Below are 21,955 nucleotides of genomic sequence, written 5' to 3' on the forward strand. Positions count from 1 at the left end.
AGGGCGGCCAACCGGCCGCCCAAACGTACTACACGAGAGTCTTTTACAACGTCAGTTGCCCGCGCTCCTCCTCGGTCAACTGTTGCTTCGCCTGTTCATCCAGCGCCCCGGCGCCCAGCACCTGTACCGGGCTGTTCGGGTTGTAACCCGGTGCCGGCGCACGGCTGGCACCATCACGAGACGGCGCAAGTTGTTCGTTGCCGAAACTCAACACCTGCACGGTGAACACCGACGCCTGATTCTGCCGCGCCGCCGCTTGCTGCTGACGTGCAACATCTTCCGCCGCTTGCGTGGCCGAGGATGCTGCCGAGCTGGCTGAGGTAATCGCTCCGGTATTCACCGCCGACACCACCGGCACACCCGTCGCCTTGCCCTGCACCGAGATGTTGGCGGCATTGACCACCGTCAGCGCGGCGATGTTGACGTTGCCCGACACGCGAATCCCCGCCTCGCCGGCATCAATGGTGCCCAGCGGCGCGATCAGGTCGATGTCGCCCGGTGCCACTTCGGCGATCGGGTTGAGCGTGGCGATACCGGCGCCGGTGCTCGGCACCGACGGCGACAAGGTCACGTTGCCCCAAGTGTCGTAAACCCGTTTCGGCGGGGTGTAGACCACGGTGGTTTTCGAGCCGCGACCGGCGTTGATGTCGCCTTCAGAAGACCAGCCGAGAATCGAGCCGCCAAACGTGGTCATGATCCGGCTCTGCCCCAGCAGAATGCTGCCCTGAGAATAGAGCTGAATGTTGCCCGAGCCCTGAGTGATGATCCCTGCGGTGGACGGTGGCGCCGCGCCTTCGATGCCGAACACCTGACCGCCGCCCGGCGTGAGCATCTGGATGTCGCCGCCGAACAGGGTCTTGACCCCTGCCCCGCCGTACAGCGTGATGTCGCCGTCGTAACGGATCGGATTGCCCGCCACATCGGTGGTCGGGAACAGCGCCGCAATGGCGTTGCGACCGCGCAGATAACTGCCTTTGCGCGGGCCATCGACATCGTTGTATTCCAGGCCACCGGCGCGCAGTTCGGCGAAGTACACCTGCCGCGCGAAGATCGCCTGCTCGGCACTCGGCAGTGCGGCGTAGAACGCTTGCGCCTGCTCCACGTTGCCGCTGAAGCCATAGCCGAGGGTCAGCCAGCTCTGCAGTTCGTCGAGGTAGGTCTTGACCACTTTGCCCGGTTGGCCGTTGAGAGAGACCTGCGAATCAGCGAGGTTCTGCGGGTTCAGGTAACGCGCGATGAACCGTGAGTAATCCAGCCCTTGCGCACCAACACCGGCCTGCAGCACCACACTGGCACCCGGTCGGCTATCGCCTGCCAGCACCGGCCCGATGCTGGTGATGCTGGCACGGTCCTCCATCAGTAGGTTGCGCCCTGCGCTGACGTCAAGCACACCTGGGCCGGCGATATCGAAGCTGCTGTAGAGAATGTCGCGCCCGGCCGCCACCCGCGACACATCGTTGGGCCGGTTGTGAATGAACAGGTTGCCGGTGGATCTGATCTCGTCGCCGTTGTAGCTCAGTACTTCATTCGGTACGGCTGTTGGCTGGCCCAGATAAGTGCCCGAGGCGACGAGGTCGCGCCCGGCGAGCATCCACACAGGCCCTGCCGCTTCGTACCAGGTGCGCTGCTGTACGCCGGACCTGAAGAATGTCAGCGTCTCGCCACTACGGACTCCGACCAGATCTCCGGTCAACGCGTAAAACCGTGCGGGCCCTTGCACGCCACTCAACCCGGAATAGCTATTGGCACCAAACGCAAATAATGGGTAGCGCGCGTTGCGTTGCGTCGCCACGCCGTCAACGCTGTTATTGGTCATGAGCGGCCTGTCCGCGCTGTTGCTGACGAACCCATTGAAGGACGGCGCAAATGGCGAAGTAATCGCCGCTGGACTGGCGCCTGACTGATTGATCGCATAACCGCCGGCATAGATCGAATCGCCTGCCAGCAGTTCCAGCTGACCAGAGGTAGACGGTGCCAACAGCAACGAGTAGCCCTCGGCCGGCGGAACATTGCCCGTGCCATAAGCGGCCGAGGATCCCGCGTAAATCGAGCCTTTGGCAGCCACGGCACGCAGGATCGACGGATAGACGAAGCGACCGTCAGTGGGTGATGTATTGGATGTGGAAACCAACAGATTGTCCGATTCGGCCAACTGCGTACTGGGTGTGAGGTTGCCCCCCGCCGAGAACAGATCGATCGCAGTGTGATCGGTCCACAGCGAGAAACCGGTCAATCCACCGCCTGCATGGCCCACCCCACTGGCGTCAGTAAAGGCTGTGGAGTTTTGCAAGCGCACGCGTCCCGGATCTGCTGCACCGCCCAACACCAGGTCGCCACGGGTGCTCAGGCGCATCCCCGAATCTCCCGGAATCAGTACCAGACCGCCGGAGGCACTGCCCAGGGTCGATTTGAACGGATCGTATGCACGGACTTCGCGCGAATCCTGATCCAGGGAAAACGCACCGTACTGCAGATTGACGCCGCCCACGGCACTGGCATTGATTTGCGCAGCGCCACGCAAGTTGATCACCGCGCCTTGCAGATCATGGCGCGGCGCTTGCGTTTCGGTTTCTCCCGCCCGGGCTTGCAGCGAGGGGTTGAGCGAACCGCCGAAACGCATGTCGATATCGCCACCACCGGTCAGTTGCAGGCTGCCATCGCTGCCCACTCGCCCGGTGCTGCCCACGGCGACGATCAGGCCCTGGCCACGCGGATAAAGATTACTGCGGCCATCACCGACCGGGTCAAGCATGCCACCGTCTGCGCCAGCGCGCAGGCTGATGTTACCGCCGCCAAGCGTGCCGAAACCCGTAAAACCCACCAGATACGGCGCGGTACTCCTGCTCGAATCCGCCAACGGCTGACTGGCATAGCTGCCGAAGTTGATCCACCAGGCGGTCGGTATTTCGTCGTTCCCCGTACCCTGACGCCACAGCCAGTTGCCAACGGCAACGCTTGGCACCTGCTCTGGGGTTTCCATCGTGATACTGGTCGCACGTCGCCCGACGACATCGCCGGAAACAGAACCGCCGGCGCCAATCGTGAGGTTACCCCCCAGTTGCGGATACCAGGCCTGATACAGACTGTCGCTACCACCATCTACCCATTTTTCGTTATCACTGCCCGCGCTGCCCAGCACCGAACCATCGTCCGACAAACGACCGCGTGGCTGGTTGTAACGCGCGTCGACATCGCTGGATTGGGTACCCGCGGTGTACACCCCGAAAGGTGATTCCATGCTCAGATTGCCAGCGGCCATCACGTCCAGATCAGCGGCGCCGGTTCGCAAAACGCTGAACATCTGCGAATGAGTGGAGACCGTGGTACCGCCTACGTTGGCGGCGCAATAAGCAGGGTCAATATCACACCAGAACAGATCGTCTTCGCTGACCGGCGACCCGGCCGGTGCGCCCATCGGATTGCCGTCCGTCCAGAGGAACTTGGCGGGCGCGACACAAACACCCGGGATTGCGTCGCACCAGAACATCTCATCGTCCTTCACCACTTCCCCGGCCGGGAACCCCAGCGCATTATCAACCGCCCAAGTGGTGTCGAGTTTTTTCGTAGTGACGACCATTCCGTAATGCGTGTCCGCCAGTCGCAAGTGACCTTCGCTGGTGAGCGGTTTCACGGTGCGACTGTCGGCAGCATCAAGATCCGCCCCCGCCACTACGCGCATCGACCACGAGGTGCTGCCCGACGGCAGCATGCTTGCCAAAGCCCAGTTGCGTCCCTGCTGCGTGCCGTTCAACGGACGCAAATCGATGAACGCTGTGCCGTCGGCCAGCACCACGTCGGTCATCGACGGAATCAGCGAGCCGCGCAACAACGCCAATGCACCGCTTAATTTAACGCCAGCGATTTTGTTGTCGGCAAACGTGCCAGGCAATGGCACGCCCTTGGGCCAGAGCATCGCCTGCATGTCGGTGGCCGCGTTCAACCGCGTCCCGGCCCCGAGCCGGCTGCCCGCCGGCAAGGTCACGTTGTCGCTGAGCAAGGTACCGGCGGCGTACAGCAGGTTGCCGGCAGCGTCATGCACCGCACCGGCCAGGACTGTACCGGCCGTCAGCGTGTAAGGCCCGGCGAGGATGCCCTGGGTTGGCAGCAGCGTGCCGCTGGCGAGCGTCGCGCCCTGTATCGGCAAGTCGTAATTGAGCGTCGTGCCGACCGGGAACGAGGTGCCTTCTGCCAGCGTCACCCCGGCGCCCGGAACGATCAGATCACCACCAAAAGGCTGGATGCCCGGCACCAGTTTCCACCCGGCGTCGTCAACGGTTTCCGGCGGCGGCGCGAAGCCGTCGTTGATGCTGCCGTAAATATCCAGATTGCCGCCGGCGCGGATCAGCAGGCTGCCGGATTCGCCCGAACCATAAACAGCGGTTTTTTGCGTGTGCGGATTCAGACTGGCGTAACGGTAAGCGGACAGGTCCAGATCGCCCTGCACCACCAGATCGCCGTCGGCGGTTTTGCTGGCGATCTCGACGCCCGGGCGTAGATGGAACGCATCGCTATAAGCTGCGTTATTCAATCCGGCCAGTTTGCGTTGCAGCAAATCGCCGTTGCCCAGCGCCGCATCGATGAACGCCGTGCTGTCGCCATGGATAGCGTCCAGATAAGCCTGATCGATCACCTGATACGGGCGCCCGCTGACGGCAGCATCGGTGCCGTCGGCTGCATCGGTGTAACGGCGCATGGCGTTCAGGCCGATGGAACGCGCGCCCTGAATGTTCAACACACCGCTGGCATCGATGGCGATGTCGCCGCCGCCGATACGCGGTGCATTGAGTTCCAGCGTACCGCGCGGCAGACCATCGTTGTGCCCGGCTGCGCTGCCCGGCGGCGCGTCGGTGCCGTGGCGCAAATCGATCCGTGCGCCTGACGCCAGCGTCAGCAAACCATTGCCGGAATCGAGTTCGACCATGGCGCGGTTGGGGGCATCGATGATCTTGCCGTAGCTGTCGACACGCAGCACGCGACCATGGGCATCGAGCACGGCATTGCCAGTCAGAGTCAGACCGTTATTGGCGGACAGACGAATGCTGCCGACCCGCTCACCACTGGCGTCGATCAGGCCGGCCACGGTCAGACTGCCGTTGTCCACTGATACATTGACTTCACCGGCCTTGAGCCCGTCGCCGAGCACCAGGCTGCCCTGCTTGAGCTGGAAGCTGCGGCTGCCGAACACCTGCCCGGCGTTCAAGCGCTGGTTCAACGCAGCGAAGTCCTGGTTCAAATCGTCGCCCAGCCGTTGTGCGCGAATGTCCACGCCACCGGCCTTGTACGGCACCAGCGTGCCACCGGCATCGTAGTAACCGCTGCTGGCACCGAGGATCTCGCCTTGCAGATCGACCACCCCGGCATCCGCTGCCAGCGCCACCGCACTGAGATTGCCGGCCTGGTTGTTGTGCGCCGACAGATCGATACGTGAACCGGCTGCCTGGCGGATATTGCCGTGGCTGCTGTACAGCGCCACATCGCCGCCCCAGCTGTATTTGCTGACGTCATTGAACGGTAAGGTACGCCCGGCCAGGTCCAGGTGCGCGGCGTTGGTCAGGGTCAGATTGTTCTCGGACTTGACCACCAGTTTGCCGCTGGCCAGTGCAATGCGACCGTCGAGCAGCACATTGCGCCCTTCAAGCGTCAACTCCGCACCCAAGGCATCGGCCACCGCAGCATTCGCAACGCCACTCACCGTCAGGTCGTCGCCCGCCTTGAGCAGGTTGACCGAGGCCGCTTCACCAGTGAGCAACGGCGTGCGCAGATTGAGGTTGCCGCCACTGTAGACGTAGCCGGAAATGGGGTCGTAAGCCCCTTGCGCCAGATACACCGCAAGACTGCCCTTGTGGTTGGCGGTGATGCGTTCGCTGGCGTTGAGGTTGACGTTGGCGAAACCCAACGCCAATCGGTTGTTCTGATCCAGGCCGTTGGGTTGCGGGTTCGGGCCATAACCGAACTCGATGCGTTGCGCCTGAATGTCCAGTGTGCCGCTTCCTGTCCCGGCGCCACCACTGGCCACCGCGCCCGGCGCCTGGGTCGCACCGTTCCAGATCAGGTTGGCGGTGCGAATGGTCGCCACATCGTCAGCCTCGCCCCAGCCATAGACGGCGGGCGTGGCCAATAACAGGTTCTGCAAGCGACTGACGCCGGTCTGCGGGTCAAGCGTATCGAGGCTGACGTTGCCGAAGAAGTTGAACGCGTCGCGCGTGGTCAGACTCAGGGTTTCCAGTGCCGGCGCACCAAACTGCGTATCGCCGCGCAGCAGGCGATCGAGCACGTTCTGGTTCAAGGTCAGGCCACTGGGTACGCGACCTGCTGCGGCCAGCGCCTCGGCGCTACCGGCATTGACCGCGCCAACGGCCAGCGCCAGGTGACGGGTGCCGAAGCGCACGGATTCGTTCAGTTCGAACTGGTTATCGGTGGCAGCGGTAATGCTGCCATTGGAATAGAGCAACGTTGGCTGCGCGCATGGCTGCGCAGCGCACGTACCGATGCGGATGCTGCCCGGGCCTTCCGAATAGGTGGCGACCGTCGGTGCGAGCGTGCTGGTCCAACCGTTGGACACGACCAACAGACTGGCGGAACCCGGCTGATAAATGAAGCCGTCGGTCGAGTCGTAAGGCGCATCACCGCGTCCGAGGGTGTTGATACCGGCCCCCGCTTCCAGCGTGATGCCACCGTCGACTTTGTCAGTGCGCAACAGCACTTCCGGTGCCGATAACACTGCGCCTTCACGCAGAGTGATGTTGGCAGCCGAACCCTCGAAGCGGATGAAGTTACCCGCCGAGCCGTATTCCACCGTCGGCGTGGCGCCAAGGCTCAGCCGTCCGGCTTCGAGCCGGTCAAGGCTGCCGGCGTACAGCGAAACCCCGGTAAACCCCGGCGTGCGCGAACGGCCTTCACCGAGTACCTCCAGGTCCTGGGCCAACACGACAGCGCTCCCGGCCACGCCGCCTTTGCTCGGGGCAAACAGGGCCTGGCCCTGAAAGTTCATGTCGATATCGTGCTTGCTACCGGCCACCAATTGCACGTTGAGCGATTTCGCATCCATTGGCGCCAACGCACGTGGCACACCTCGACGGGCCGCATCGCTTTCGATGAACTGGGTGAAGCTGGTTTCGTTGTACTGCGAATAGCGGCGCAGAACATCGGCCGACGTCAGGATCACCTGGCTCGGCAGACTGTCGCGCACACCGCTGTTGGCAATCGACATCAGCCCGGCACTGGACCACGAACCATTGCGCATTTTCAACGCGCCGCTGGTCATGCCCGGCGTCGCCTGGCCGTTGACCTCGACCCGGAACGCGCCGGGCAACAAGGCAAAGGTTGAAGGCAGCAAGGTGTAGGTGCCGGCGGCCAGGCCAGGAACACCGGCGCCGACGGTAATTTGCTGGCCAATGCGCGGATCGCTTGCACCGGCCTCGGCGAGTGCCGGTGCAAAGGCACTCTGGTTGCCCGGCACAATGGCGTACACCGGGTTACTGCTCAGGCCCGGCAAACTGAACGTGCCATCGGCAGCGTTGCGCACCAGCGGATTGAATCGGGCATCGGTGGAGCCGCCGCGCCCGGAGACAAAACCGGCGCCACGCAGATCGCCGCCGCCTGACAAGTCAATCAACGCGCCGCCCTGCACATCGACGTACTGCCCGGTAAGGATCACGCCATCCAGGGCACTGGCGATCCCGTGCAACACCACGGATTTGTCGTCGTAGCGATAGTCGATACCGTCGGTGGTACCGCCATACGGCATGACCAGACCAGCGCCGCTGACCGACGTGACACTGCCGGGCAACAGGCGCAGCTCCTGGGTTTTGCCCAGCGAGTTCTCGCCCAATCTGATCAACCCCAACGGGGCGCGGATAACGCCGCCCTGCTCGATCTTGCCGGCAACCAGCAGCAAATTGCCAAAAGCGGAATACGGCAAGGCCTGCGGTGCCTCGCCATGGCCGCTGATACGCAAGGTGCGCGCAAGTTCCGGGACAGCCGTATAGCCCTGATAACCGACACGGACATCGGCCGAAACACCCGTGGCCGGATAAATCTGCGCAGCGCGCAAGTCGAGATCACCGGGTGTCCACAACCGCGAGCTGCGTTCTTTATCGTTCGGCGCGAGAAAACGCATGTCGCCACGACTGTCGAGGGTGACCTGGTCGAAGCCACGACGGCTGACGGCAGCGGCCGGCGCGTCGAGCTGCGCGATCGTCCCTTCGGTGCCGAACGACAAGGTGTTGCTCAGATCAAGCAGGTCAGCGCTGGCGGTGAAGCGGGCGTTCGACAGCTGAGTGGTCGCGTTGGCCAGCACCCGTGGACGCATGCTGACATCCGAAGGCACGTAGAGACCCAGCCCCGACAAGCGCATGTATGGCGCGGCCAGATTGATCCGCGTCGTGTCGCTGGCGGTCTGCGCCAGCGAGATTGAGCCGGTGTACAGATTCAGGCTTTGATTCATGCGCAGATCGACGTCGCCGGCGAATGTGAGCAAGCCGTTACTCAACAGGCTCAGGTGATCGAAACCACCCGACATCAAACGCTCCGCGCTCAAGCGGGTCTGACCGTAACGCAACTGCGCCGCGCCTTCGCCGGCCTGCAGATGCGCCGGCAGCAGCGGGCCATCCGAGCCTTGGCTGATGATCATTTCGCGGGGCGCACGCACTTCGTTGCTCGCCAGATTCATCTGGTAGAGCGGCGCGTCCTGAACAATCTCCAGACGTCCACCCGACGCGCCGACGCCACCCGCTGCAGCCTGCAACTGACCGTCGAGGAACACGCCATTGTAAGAACTCAAGGCAATGCGCCCGCCATCGGTGGCGACGTCGGTCGGTCCGACCCCGGCGACATCCAGAACCGCGTGCGTACCGGAAGCGTCCAGGCGTGCACCGTCGCGCACAATCACGTAAGCATCGGCCGACGTCGCGGTGATTTTCTTCGAATCAATCTCGCCGCCGAGAATAATGCTGCCACCCTTGCCGACCTGGCCGTAGACCCGACCCAACGCATCCACGGCTGTGTAGGCGCGACCGGCAACATCCAGCACCGCGTCTTCGCCGATCCAGATCGAGCGGTTGTGGGCCTGCGGGTCGGCGTTCTGCGGCATGGTCGCCACGTCCAGCGAGCCAAACTGTTGCTGACGAATATCGAGAGTGCCGCCCCAGGCGTTCAATTGCCCGTCGACCGTAATCTGTCCGGCACCGCGCAGTTTGATGCGCTGCCCCGGGTCGACGCTGATACGTGCACCGTGGCCGATGGACAGCGGACTGCTCGCCGGGTCAATCAGCGCCAACTCACTGGAGCCGGCCTGGAGCGCCAGACTGGCGCCGCCACGCTGGGTCAGAACGCCTTTGGCCGGGTTCTCCTGAAACAGCGTGGGGGTCCACAATTCGAGGGCCGTGCGCGGATCGGCGCCGCTGGACTGGTTCGGCGCCGCATCGCCGAAACGATAGACCGGCATCACCACATCGATCTGCGCACCATCAGCGACTTTCAGTCCGGTCAGGCCGGTGACGCTGTAACTGGCAAAACCGCTGCTGAACAGACTCGATGCCAGTTGCAGCGTATTGTCGCCGTGTGCGGCGCCGGTTCCACCGATCAAAACGTTGCCGGACTGAATCGTCAGACTGCCGCCACCGGTGACACCGTAGCCACGCACGTCGCCATCAAGCATCAATTGTGACGATGCCGAACGGGTCAACGGACTCGACTCCAGCGTAATGTCGCCGCCCTTGCCGCCGCGCGTCTTGCCATTGGCCAACAGCGCCCCGCCGGACGACACGTCAAGCAGACTGCCACTGCCGAGGTTGACGCTGCCGGTACTGCGCACAGACACCACGCCGCCATTGAGGTAGGCCAGACTGTTCACGTCGTCCGGATCGGTACGCAGATTGCTCCACAGTCCGCGGGCATCGAGCTGCACGCCTTCGGCCACCGTGACACCGATAGCCGTCCCGGCCGCTGCCGGCAACGCGGAATTGCCGGTCAGGATATCCCCCACATTCAAACTGCCGCCACGCGCAGTCAGGTTCGCATTGACCTGCACTTGTGGGCCGAACAAGGTGATGTCACCACCAGAATCAACGGCCAGCGCCTGATCGACAACAATGCTTTTCGCGGCAGAGACCTTCAACGCACCGAGCTGAAAGCCGTTGAGCATATCGCTGTCGAGAAACAACTTGCCGACCCGCTCCTGCGCCACGGCATCCGTCAGGCCGGGCGCTGTGAGCGCCGCTGCGTGAGTGCTGCCGATCTGCACCTGGTCCAGTCGCGGATCGAGCAGGTACTGCAGGCCACCGGCGGTCGCCGACCAGGCCGGATCGTATTGACCCACGATCAATTGCGCCCGACGAGCCCGTGCAATCTGACTCTGCTCATAGCCATCAAGCACCGCGCGGGGTGCTTGTGTCTGGCGCTCGCCCTGGAACACTTCGCCGAGAATCTGGCCATCGACCAGCGCGTTGCGGGTGGCAATCACCAATTGACCGGCATCGCGGCCGACGGTGTAGCCCGATTCCTGACGCGAGCCCGGTGCAATCAGCGGGTTGTAGAAAAACTGCGTCTGGCCCCAGCGCTCGCTGCTGTCTTCATAGCCTTTGTACAACCCGGTATAAAGCAGATCCCCCGGCGCCCGTGAGACTTCATATAAATGCCCGTCGGCGCCTCGCAACCAGCTCTGCCGGATCTCGCCGCTCTGCACGTCGAGGGTGCCGCCCGACAAGTTGATCAGCGAACCTTTCTCGGTGACCACATCGTTGCCGGCAAAATTCACGGAACCGCCCTGCGCCATCCATTCACCGATGCCGTGGCCCTGAGTGCCGAGATAGCCACCGACTTCCAGCAGACCGCCGGCCGTGTACCAACGATCTGTAGCGTAGCCGTTGGTGCCGGCCGGCACGTACACCAACTCACGCACATCGACCCAGATGTCGTTGCTGTTGAGCGCGCCGCCCTCGCGGTTGACCGGCGCATCGCGTTGCTCGTTGCCCTGCACGTTGATCTTGATGTTATTGGCTTCCATCGCCACCTTCACCCCGACAGCGCCGGACACATCAATCAACGCGCCGTCGCGCACCAGGCTGCGACGCCCCGCCGATACAGCGACCTGGCCACCGGTGGCGAGGGTGATCGAACCGTTCTGAAACTCGACGCTGCCGCCACTGCCGATGTCGATGCGCGACTGATCACCACGGATGCGGTTGTTGGCACTGACGGCCTGTAGCGATGCGTCACGCTGACTGTCGAGCGCGGTGAGATCGCTGCTATCGAGCATGATCGCGGTGACGCTGCCCTGAGCGAGCGTGACGCTGCCAGCGTTGTCAGTCACCGGGTTGAGCAAGTGCACAGTGCCGCGCGTGGCCACTGACGTGCTCGCCAGCAACACACCGTTTTGCAGCACCTCATGGCCGGTCAGCGTGATGTCGCCGGTGGCGGCCTGGATCAAGCCATTGTTGCTGACCTTGCCGGCCACGGCGCCGGTCTTGAAGCCCGGCGTGACTTCATTGCCGAAGGTCGTGGACACGGCGTTGCCATCGGTACCTGAACCCTTACGGATGTAAAAGCGATCGCCTGCACCGAGCAGCGTCTGGCCTTTGGGGGTGCTGATGTTGCCATCGTTCTGCACCTCGTTGCCCAACAGCAAGGCGTAGCCCCCAGCGTCCGTCGACGCCTTGGGCGCATGGGTCTGGATACTGGCGCCACGCTCCACCAGCACCTTGCCGGCTGCGTCAGTGAAGGTCGGCTGGGTGGCGCTGCTGTCGAAGTACAGGCCCCGGTCGCGGAACTGGATATCGGTGATGTTGGCTGCGGCGGCTACCAGATTGCGTACATTGACCTGGCTGCTGCCGCTGAACACGATGCCGTTGCGGTTGATCAGCATCACCGTGCCGTCGCCTTTGATCTGGCCTTGGATCTGGCTCGCACGCGCGCTTGGGTCGTTGACCCGGTTGAGGACTGCCCAGTTGGATTGCTGAGCGAATTCGACCGTGGTGTTGCGGCCGACGTTGAAGGTTTCCCAGTTGAGAATCGCCTTGTCGGCGGTCTGCTCGATCTTCACCGTAGTCTTGCCGTCAGCCTGAGTCTGCTGCGGCCCCTTGGCGTTCAGCCAACCCTGGCTGAGGCTGTTGTCGACCTTCAAGCCGCCCTCGCCCAATCCATCCGGCACGTTTTGCACACTGCCCAACGCCACCGCACGTCCGGCCGCCTGAGCTGCCTGCTGTGCGGCAATCGCCGCCACGGTGTTGTTGAGCGTCTGCAACGAGCGCTGCAATTGCTGATTGGCTCGTTGCTGCTGGGCCAATGGTGGCGTCATCCCCGGCAACCCGCCAACACTCGGCCGCGCTGCCGCCGCTTGTTGTGCGGCGCCCTTGGCGGCGAACCAGTTGGAACTGAACGCCGTTTGCGCCTGCGCACTCCCCGCCACCAGACACAACGCCACCGCGTGCGCCAGTGGCTTGAGCAGCCACAGCGCCGGATCGGCGACCTCACGCTTGAGCATCGGGGCACGGGTACTGCGACGGGATGGGCGAGCGAGCATCACTACGAGATCCTTTTTGATTGCCACACAAAGCTGCAGGCCAGCAAAAACCTGCTGTTACGACATAGGCAGTTGGCGAGGGGCGCGACCGAACGGATGTCACACAAACTTCATGATTGAGGTGTAAATCGAGCAAAAAAAATGGCAGCAACCCGAAGGCTGCTGCCATTTCCTGACGCTTGAGGCGTGTATTACAAAGGACGACCGACAGCGTTGCAGACGCTGGCGTTGTTGATGTCCAGGTTGTTGCCGGTGGAGTTGGTGACGAAGTTAGCGGTTACAGCGGTTTTCCAGTTGGTTGGAACCGGAATGAAACCGTGAGCGGCAGTGGCCACGGCGTTGCCCGGAGTGCTGTAGTGCTGGGTCAGGAACGCTTTGACATCAGCGGCCACGGCTGCGTCCTTGTAGCACTGGCCGAAGATGAAGTTGGTGTAAGCCGCCATTGCATAACCGCTGGACGGGTTGGCAACCACTGGGGACCACTGCGCCGGGTTGGCCGCGTTGGTTGGCAGTGGAGCCGAAGCCAGAGCAGCGTTGACGTTGGCGCTGGTTGGCTGAACGCTATTGATACGCGCAACAACAGCGTTGCTCGCAGCGTTGACTCCGTCCGGACCGACATAACCGATGGAACCGTCAACCGCGTTGACTGCCGGGGCTACGTCAGCGGTATTGGCCACGCCTACCCAGTTCGACGGCACAGCGGAACCTGCTGGCAGACGGGCGTTGGTGAAGGTGGTGTTGACGGCGAATTTGGTCGGGCAGATCGAGTTCAGGTGACGGCTGAGGATTTCGGTGGTGCCGCTCGAAGCGGTGCGATAAACAACGCGGATCGCGGTAGTGTCGGAGGTACCCAACAGCGCGCCCCAGGTAGTCTTGGTGCCCGACAAGGCATCACACAGTTGAGCGCTGGTCAGGTTAAGGGTGGTGTTGCCGGCCTTTTTGTAAGGGATGGCAACCGAAGTGGCGACAGATGGCAGCTGGATCAGCGGACCAAACGAAGCGCCGAAGTTGGTGTTGTAGGTGCTGATTTCCGAAGCGCTGAGGATCGAGTCGCTACCGGCGAAGTGCACAGTGCCAGTGGTGCTGAACTGTGCGGCGGTGTTGGTCAGGAAAGCACTTTTGCCGATGCCGCTACCGGTCACGGCGTAGCTGAAGTTGGCAGGCAGGATGCTGTTGGCAGAACCTTTGTACAGAGCGGCAGGCAGTGAGGCGCCACCACCGGTTACGGCCATGGCTTGGGCGGATGCCAGAGCGGCGACGGTCAATGAGGCTGCGATCAGAGTGCGCTTGAACATGAAGAATCTCCTTTTCAACTAGGTTTGGGAACACAGGTTTTCGGGTGACTTGCATGACACTGGGAGGACTCACCGGGGCCCTCGCTAGCGTTGGCCTTGGTTAAGTCGCACTGAGAAATTCGCAGCTTCCGGTGACAGATAAAGGAAAAAACCTCGGGAGCTGAACGATGTTTCCGAAGGGATTTTCTCGGGTGTTTGTCGGGTGTCGTGCAGCGTCTGGATCGGGGGTTTGGCGGAATCGGGCTGGAGGCGTTGGCGGGTGGTTGCAGATGACAGAAAGGAGAACCCGAGGATGGGGGAAACATGGCTCGGGTGATGGAGAATCTTTTGCAAAAACTTTGAATTATCTATTGGCCTGACTGGCCCCTTCGCGAGCAGGCTCGCTCCCACAGGGATTGATGTTGTTAATGCAATTTACTTCACACCACCGAACACTGTGGGAGCGAGCTTGCTCGCGAAGGGGCCCGATCAGACACCATAAAAACCGGCTACTGGACCAATTGATTGATCTCAATGATCGGCAACAACACCGCCATCACAATCACCAGCACCACCCCGCCCATCACCACAATCATCAGCGGCTCCAGCAATGCGGTCATGCCCATCGCCCGCCGTTCGATATCACGGGATAAGGTCTGCGCCGCGCGCTCAAGCATTGGTGGCAGCGATCCGGTTTTTTCGCCACTGGCGATCAGATGAATCAGCACCGGCGGGAACACATTCTCCACCCGCAATGCAGCGGCGAGGTTCACGCCCTCACGCACCTTGGCCGTGGCCTCAGTGACGCTCAAACTCAAGCGGTCATTGGACAGCGTCTGCCGCGCCGCTTCCAGCGCACGCAGCAACGGCACCCCGGCGCCGCCGAGAATCGCCAGAGTCGAGGCGAAACGCGCAGTGTTCAGGCCGAGGATGAAGCGCCCGAACAACGGCAACTTCAGCACCCGATGATGCCAACTCAAACGTGCCGCCGGATTGCGCAGATACAGGCGCCAGCTCCAAAACGCGCCGGCCATGATCGCGGCGCACAGCCAGCCCCAACTGCGGATGAAATCACTGGCGTTGAGCATCGCCAACGTCAGACCGGGCAAATCCTGCCGCGCCTGGGAAAACGCGCTGACCACCTGCGGCACCACATAACTGAGCAAGAAAATCACGATGCCGATCGACACCAGCCCGACCACGCCCGGATAGATAAACGCAGTGAGAATCTTGCCGCGCAGGTTGTTGCGCTCCTCGATGTAGTCGGCGAGCCGTTCCATCACTTGCGCCAGATCGCCGGACTCTTCCCCCGCCGCAATCAACGCGCGATATATCTCGGGAAAGTCTCGTGGTCGTGCCGCCAGCGATTCGGCCAGTCGCATGCCGCTGCGCACATCCGCACGCACCGCGCTGAGGGTGTGAGCGATGTGTTTTTTCTCAGCCTGCTCGACCGTGGCACTCAGCGCCGCTTCCAGCGGTAGACTGGCGCCGAGCAGACTCGCCAATTGCCGCGTGGCCCACGCCAGATCGTTATCGGAGAGTTTGGCGCTGAACAATCCGCCACCGCCGTGCTGGGCGACGTTGCTTTCTTTGTGCACCGATAACGCAGTCAAACCGCGCCCGCGTAATGTTGTGAACGCGGCAGCCTGGCTGTCCGCCTCGAGGTGCCCGGATTCGATCTTGCCGGTGGCGTCGGCGGCTTCAAAACGATAGCGATTCATCAGGCGTCCCGTGTCACACGGAGGATTTCTTCGGGCGCAGTGGCGCCACTGCGGATCCAGCGCTCGCCGTCCTCGCGCAGACTGAACATCCCGGCTTTGGCTGCCGAAGCGCGCAAGGCCTGCTCCCCTGCCCCTTGGTGGATCAGGGTGCGGATGTCGTCGTCGATGCAGAACAATTCATGGATGCCGGTGCGGCCGCTGTAACCGGTTTGATTGCAGTTTGCGCAACCGACCGGGCGCCAGGTGCCGGGCGCGGTGGGGTCTTCTTCCTTGCATTGATTGCACAGCCGCCGCACCAGCCGTTGTGCGAGTACGCCGAGCATCGACGAGGCCAGCAAAAATGGTTCGACACCCATGTCGATCAAGCGGTTGACCGCCGACACCGCGTCGTTGGTATGCAGAGTCGCCAGCACCAAGTGCCCGGTCAAGGAAGCCTGCACGGCGATTTGCGCGGTTTCGAGATCGCGGATTTCGCCGATCATGATGATGTCCGGGTCCTGGCGCAGAATTGCCCGCAGTGCGAGGGCAAAAGTCATGTCGATCTTGGCGTTGACCTGAATCTGGCTGATGCCCGGCAAGTCGTATTCCACCGGGTCTTCCACGGTGAGGATGTTGCTGGTGCTCGCATCCAGTCGCGCCAGTGCCGCATAGAGGCTGGTGGTCTTGCCGCTGCCGGTCGGCCCGGTGACCAAAACGATGCCGTGAGGCTGGCGAATTAGGTGATCGAGTTTGGCCAGCACCTGCGCGTCCATGCCCAGCGTTTCCAGATGCAAGCGCCCGGCCTGTTTGTCGAGCAGACGCATCACCACCCTTTCGCCATGACCAGTCGGTACCGTGGAAACACGAATATCAATCGGCCGCCCGGCCACGCGCAGGGCGATACGACCGTCCTGCGGCAGGCGTTTTTCGGCGATATCGAGTTGGGCCATGATCTTGATCCGCGACACCAGCGCACCGTGCAACGCCTTGCGCGGTGAGACCACGTCACGCAAGGTGCCGTCGACGCGGTAGCGCACCACCGAATGGGTTTCGAAGGGTTCGATGTGGATGTCACTGGCTTCGTCGCGCGCGGCCTGGGTGAGCAAGGCGTTGATCATGCGGATCACCGGCGCACCGTCCTGGGTGTCGAGCAGGTCGGTGATTTCCGGCATGTCCTGCATCAGGCGGTCGAGGTCGACTTCATTCTCCGCCGCGCCGACCACTGCCGCCGCACTGCCGGTGTCGGCATAGGCAGCGGCGAGCAAGCCATCGAGTTCGTCATCGCGCACCCGCTGAATCGTGGTCGCGCCAAACTGCCGCCGCGCCTCGCTGATCGACCAGCCCGGTGTCGACGGGCACACGGTCAGCACGCCATCGCACAACAGAATGCGCTGCGCCTTGGCCCAAGCGTAGGGCAGCGAACTCATTGGATGGGCACCGCTTTGATCGTCGCGCGTGGCCCTGAGGCAGGCATAACCGCCGGCACACCCTGCGCCGCCGTCGGCAACTGCGGCGCCTGCATGTCCGGCATTGCCCAGCTGCGTTCCGGCTGCAAACCACCTTGGGCACGGCGCATGAAGTCGTAGCGGTTCAGCGTAATGCTGCGCCCCGCTTCGCTGTCGCGGATGATGTACGGGCGCAGAAACACCATCAGGTTGGTCTTGGTAATCGCCCGCCGCTCGTTGCGAAACAGCGCGCCGATCCCCGGAATGTCGCCCAGCCACGGCACCGCGTCATTGCTCTGGCTGTAACCGTCCTGCAGCAAGCCGCCAAGGACCATGATCTGCCCGTCATCCAGCAGAATGCTGGTATCAATCGCGCGTTTGTTGGTGACAATCCCCGCCGAGGTCGAACTGGCCGAAGCCCGCTCATCAATGCTGCTGACTTCCTGATAGATATCGAGCTTGACCGTGCCACCCTCGGAAATCTGCGGGCGCACGTTGAGCTTCAGACCCACCTCTTCACGGGTCACGGTCTGGAACGGGTTATTGCTGGTACCGCCACCGCCAGTCACGTAACTGCCGCTGACAAACGGAATAGTCTGCCCGACAAAAATACTCGCCGCTTCGTTGTCGAGAGTCAGCAGGTTTGGCGTCGACAGCACGTTGGTGCCGCCCTTGCTCTTCAACGCCCGGGCCAACACTTTCAGGTCAAGAATCTTGCCGATCCCCGGGATATCGACAGTGCCGTTGACGTAACCCAGGTTCAAACCTTGTGGCAGTACATCGATGCTTGTCTTGCCGTTGACGTTGATCCCCGAACCACCCAGATTCGCCCCACCGATCACGCCATTGCCACCGAGATTGCCGGTCTGCCACTGCACACCGAACTCACTGGCATCGTCCTCACCGACTTCGACGATCAGGCTTTCGATCACCACTTGCGCGCGGCGCTGGTCGAGCAGATCGATCACTTCGCGCAAGTTGCGATACAACGGCTCCGGCGCGGAGATCAGCAAGGTGTTGGTGGTGGCGTCGGCCTGAATGGTCACGCCGCCGGCACTGAAGGCGACGTTCTGTTCGCTCGCCTGATTACCGCTGCTACTGGTGCCGCCACTGCCTTGTGCGTAACTGCCACCGGTACTGCCGCTGCTATTGCTGGTCGATGTCGTGCCACTGTTTTGCGTACCACTCTGACCATTCTGCCCACTGCTGCCACCGGTGCTGCCACCCATGGCGCTGAGCACCGAACGCGCACTGTCGCTGGTGCCGCTGTCGCTCTCGCCAGTCAGCAAACCACGCAAGGCCTGCGCCAGTTTCGCCGCTTGGGCGTTACGCAGATAAACCACATGCAGATTGCTCGGATTGCTCTGCGCGTTATCCAGTTTGTAGATCAGATTTCGCGCCAACTCGGTACGCTCCGGGCTGCCAGCGCGAATGATGATGGTGTTGGAACGCGGGTCACCAATCACCGCAATTTTCTGCGTCGGATCATTGCCCGGCGCATCAAGCAAATCCGCGACCATTGGCGCAATGTCGGCAGCGATGCCGTTCTGGATCTGCACCACATCCGTGTCGATCGCACTCGGCGAATCAATGCTCGCGATCAACTGCGCAACGCGGGTCAGGTTCTCGGCGTAATCGGTGATAACGATGGTGTTATTGCCCGGGTAGGCGTTGATCGGATTGTTCGGCGACACGATCGGCCGCAGCACCGGAATCAGGTTCACCGCGTTCTCGTATTGCAGGCGAAACGTGCGCGTGAGCATGCCGTTACCCGCCGGTTTGTCAGCGCTGTAAATCGGCCCACCCAGCAGCTTCGCATCCGCCTCAGGCACCACCTGCGCCACACCGCCAACATCGACCACGCTGAAACCCTGCATGCGCAGCGCCGCCAACAACATGTCGTAAGCCTGCCGCGCCGGCACCTGACCCTCCGAGACCAGCGTCAACGTGCCCTTCACCCGAGGGTCGACCAAAAACTGCTGCCCGGTCGAACGCGACAACGCCCGCACCACCGCTTGAATATCGGCGTCGACAAAATTCAGCGTCACCGGTTGATCGCCCAAAGGATTGCTCGGCAAGGCAATGCCCGAAGCCGCCGCCCCACTGCGCGCACTTTTGCTGATGTTGTGCAATTGCTTCGGCACAGGTCGCGCCTGAGCCTGTGCGCGCTCGCGGTCGAGCACCGCGTCGCCGCTGCGCTGGGTGTTGGCCAGCGGCCGACCCAGTTCACTGTCGACCAGCAACGGCGGCTGGTTTTGCAGTGTGCTGGTGTTGCTGCACGCGCTCAACGCCATCAGCAGCATCGGCAACGCCAGACGTGCCGGTTTGGATCCTGACCCCTTCATGAAGCTTCCTTAGCGCCCAGCGCCTGATCCATGCGAACGGTGCCTGACAAAGTGCCGGCAGTGACTTCGGTCGAGGGGTTGTCCGCGCGTTGCAAACGGGCCTCGACCACTTGCAGAGAAAGTTGTGCCGGGTTGCTCAACAGCCAGTCGAGCACGGCATCGGCCGGCGCCGCGTCGAAGGTCAACTGCCAGGCGCCCTGTGCCTCCTGTAATTGGTAATGCCCCGCCAGGCCGCTAGCCTGAAGGGTTTGCTCCAGCGACTGCGCCAGGCTTTGCCCGTCCGGGCGCACGCTGACTTCGCGCAGCAGCACTTCCAGCGCTTCGGTCTGCGCGCGCAGCTTTGGCGTCTCGGTTTGCCAATAGGTAATTTTCTTCAGCGGTGGCTGGATCAGCGCAACCCACAACAACAGGCCGATCAGCGCAACGGCCATGCCGGCAACCATGCGTTTTTCGCGCAAGGCCAACGGCTGCCAACGCGCCTGCAGCTGAGCGTTAAAGCGTTGCCACTTGACGCGGTACAGCGCGAGCGAGGCCTTATTCATCTTCTTCTGCTCCGCCGCTGTCGTCGCTTTCACTTGGGCTGGCTTCAGTGGCCGGACGCAAGATCCAGCCCTCGTCGTCTGCCGTCACGCTGATGCCGGCCTGGGCCAAAGTGCTTTGCCACTCCTGATCATTGCCGCCACGACGGGCCTCACTCAGCAGACTCAGTTGCAAAGCGCCGTCGACAAACGCCAACCGCTCGACACTGCCAGCCATCGACGGCATGCCGCTGCCCGCCTGCAACACCAGACGATTGAAAGTCTGCGCCGGATCATCCGCCGCGCCCTTCTGCCGCACGGCCAATTGCTGACGCGCTTGTTGCAATGGGTTGAGGATTACCGGCAACTCCGGAAAGGCCTGCTTTACCCGCAAGTTCATCTGGGTTTTCAACTGCTGACCCTGCCCAGCTTCGCGAGCGGCATACAGGTTCAAACCGATCACCCAAACCGCCACGGCCAACGCTGACAGAGCGATCGCCCTGCCCCAGCCGCGATGCTCGGTTTTTTGCTGCTGGACCGCGCCATGCAGCCCCCAACCCGGTAGCGGCCCAGTCCAGCGCTGCGCATCCGCCATCGGCAGTTCAGCACCCGGCGGCGGTTGCTCACCGATCCAGTGCAAAGTGATGCCCGGTTCCCACACGACACCGTCGAGGCCGTCATCAAACAACGGCTGCACCCGCGCCGCTTGCACACTATCGCGCAGTAACAAATGCCCGTCCTGCACGCAAGCGACGGTGCCGGGCAACACCGGCAAACAGTACGGCGCCGGGTAGAGACCGCGCAGGTTCAGCCCAGCATTTTTGAGCAACTGGCCAAAACGCAACAAGAGCTGTCGAGGAGCCCAAGCGATCAGCACCTGCCCGGCATCGTCCCGCGAGCTGTGCGCAATGTGCATCTCGTTGCTGTCGCCAAGCATCAAGGCCTGCGCCGCACATTGCACCGCCGCGACAATCTTGTTCGCAGGCAACGGCGGCAATTCGAGACTCGCCAACAAGCTGTCAGCCGGGTGCAGAAAACACACCAGCGGCGGCAGTTTCGACTGCTGACTCAACTGGCTCAGACTGAGGCGTTCTTCGCGCGTGACCTGGCCCTGACGATCCAGCCAGGCGCAGTGCAATTGACTGTGCAGATCCATCTCCGCCAAGGGCGGCAACGCCACCTTCAACTGGCTCATACGCCCACCCGCGACCAAATCACCTGCGGCAAGCGGTCCTGGCTGCGATGCAGCAACGCCTCCAGACTGACCCGCCGCTGATCACGCCGCGCCTCGCCGCGCAGGCGAAACCAGTCACTGGTGATGCCGACCTTGACGCTGGTCAGCTCCAGTTGCGGCATGCGCAAACGGTTAACAAAATCTCCACGGTTGATAAACCAGCGCCCGGAATCGCGCTCGGCAATCAGCGCATTCGCGCGCTCCAGCGACAGCCCCGGCACATAAGCGGCCAGGACCGGCGCGGTGGCGGTGTTGCCGTTGAGCCAAGTCGTCGCGGGGATCACTGTCAGGTACGGCGCCAGTTTGCCGATCAGCGCCTCATTAACACCGTCGACACTGCGCAAATCATCGATGCTGCGCAGCATCGGCAACGTCGGCTTCTGCGGTTTGTGTGAAGCGTTTGGCGACGTCACGCGGCCAGTGTCAAAACCACTTTTCGGCGCCTCGGCCATCTGCGCATTCAGCAGCCGCGGGTACGAGGCAATCACCCGCTGACTGATGCGCTGACTCAACCCGGCACTGACCCCGATCAACTCGCACAAGCGCTGAAACGCCGCGACCTGCGCCTCATCGACACGCTCATTGGCGACCAGATTGCGCAGGTTGAACTTGCCCTGCTCATCCTCCAGTCGCCCCTCAAAACCTTGCGCGGAAAGACGTTGCGCCCACGGCTGATCGAGCCGGGTCAACGGATCGCGCTGACGTGCGTCCCAGAGCAATTGACGGCTGATCTCCAACCCACCCTGCACCACCCAGCGCCCCTGCACACGCTGCTGATCCGCCTCCAGCGCCCGGGTCGACACGCTCTGGCGCGTCAACATGCCCGCCGCAATCACCGCCACCACGGCCGCAATCAGCAACGCGCTGATAATCGCCATGCCCTGTTGCTTCGCCCCCTCAGGCGAGCGGCTGTTCATGG

Annotated in this window: 8 protein-coding genes; all 8 read right to left on the reverse strand. The window is 62.6% G+C overall.

What is annotated here, in order from left to right; translation table 11 throughout:
• Nucleotides 1–43 precede the first annotated feature (43 nt).
• The 8 genes from GTU76_RS02300 to gspK all read right to left on the reverse strand — a co-directional run bounded on the left by GTU76_RS02300 (nucleotide 44) and on the right by gspK (nucleotide 21,953).
• Nucleotides 44–12,520: a filamentous haemagglutinin family protein gene (locus GTU76_RS02300; RefSeq protein WP_180697981.1), complete on the reverse strand. Its 12,477-nt coding sequence runs from the start codon at nucleotides 12,518–12,520 to the stop codon at nucleotides 44–46.
• A gap of 191 nt (nucleotides 12,521–12,711) precedes the next feature.
• Nucleotides 12,712–13,815, reverse strand: a complete 1,104-nt coding sequence (locus GTU76_RS02305) for a substrate-binding domain-containing protein (RefSeq protein ID WP_016986280.1) — start codon at nucleotides 13,813–13,815, stop codon at nucleotides 12,712–12,714.
• A 488-nt stretch (nucleotides 13,816–14,303) separates the two neighbouring features.
• Entirely contained in the window at nucleotides 14,304–15,515 is a 1,212-nt protein-coding gene (gene gspF, locus GTU76_RS02310; RefSeq protein WP_180697982.1) for a type II secretion system inner membrane protein GspF, read from the reverse strand.
• On the reverse strand, nucleotides 15,515–16,921 hold the full coding sequence (gspE, locus tag GTU76_RS02315) for a type II secretion system ATPase GspE (protein ID WP_180697983.1): 1,407 nt from the start codon (nucleotides 16,919–16,921) through the stop codon (nucleotides 15,515–15,517). Before gspE ends, gspF begins: the two co-directional genes overlap by 1 nt.
• Nucleotides 16,918–19,284 carry a type II secretion system secretin GspD gene (gene gspD, locus GTU76_RS02320; RefSeq protein WP_180697984.1) on the reverse strand — a complete coding sequence of 789 codons (2,367 nt, stop codon included), beginning with the start codon at nucleotides 19,282–19,284 and terminating at the stop codon, nucleotides 16,918–16,920. The genes gspE and gspD overlap by 4 nt, the downstream gene beginning before the upstream one ends.
• Entirely contained in the window at nucleotides 19,281–19,826 is a 546-nt protein-coding gene (gene gspM / locus GTU76_RS02325) for a type II secretion system protein GspM (protein WP_180697985.1), read from the reverse strand. Before gspM ends, gspD begins: the two co-directional genes overlap by 4 nt.
• Nucleotides 19,819–20,997, reverse strand: a complete 1,179-nt coding sequence (gene gspL, locus GTU76_RS02330; protein ID WP_180697986.1) for a type II secretion system protein GspL — start codon at nucleotides 20,995–20,997, stop codon at nucleotides 19,819–19,821. The genes gspM and gspL overlap by 8 nt, the downstream gene beginning before the upstream one ends.
• Complete coding sequence (gspK, locus tag GTU76_RS02335) at nucleotides 20,994–21,953, reverse strand: type II secretion system minor pseudopilin GspK (RefSeq protein WP_180697987.1); 960 nt, start codon at nucleotides 21,951–21,953, stop codon at nucleotides 20,994–20,996. Before gspK ends, gspL begins: the two co-directional genes overlap by 4 nt.
• Nucleotides 21,954–21,955: the final 2 nt, after the last annotated feature.

The organism is Pseudomonas crudilactis, assembly GCF_013433315.1.
Lineage (GTDB): Bacteria > Pseudomonadota > Gammaproteobacteria > Pseudomonadales > Pseudomonadaceae > Aquipseudomonas > Aquipseudomonas crudilactis.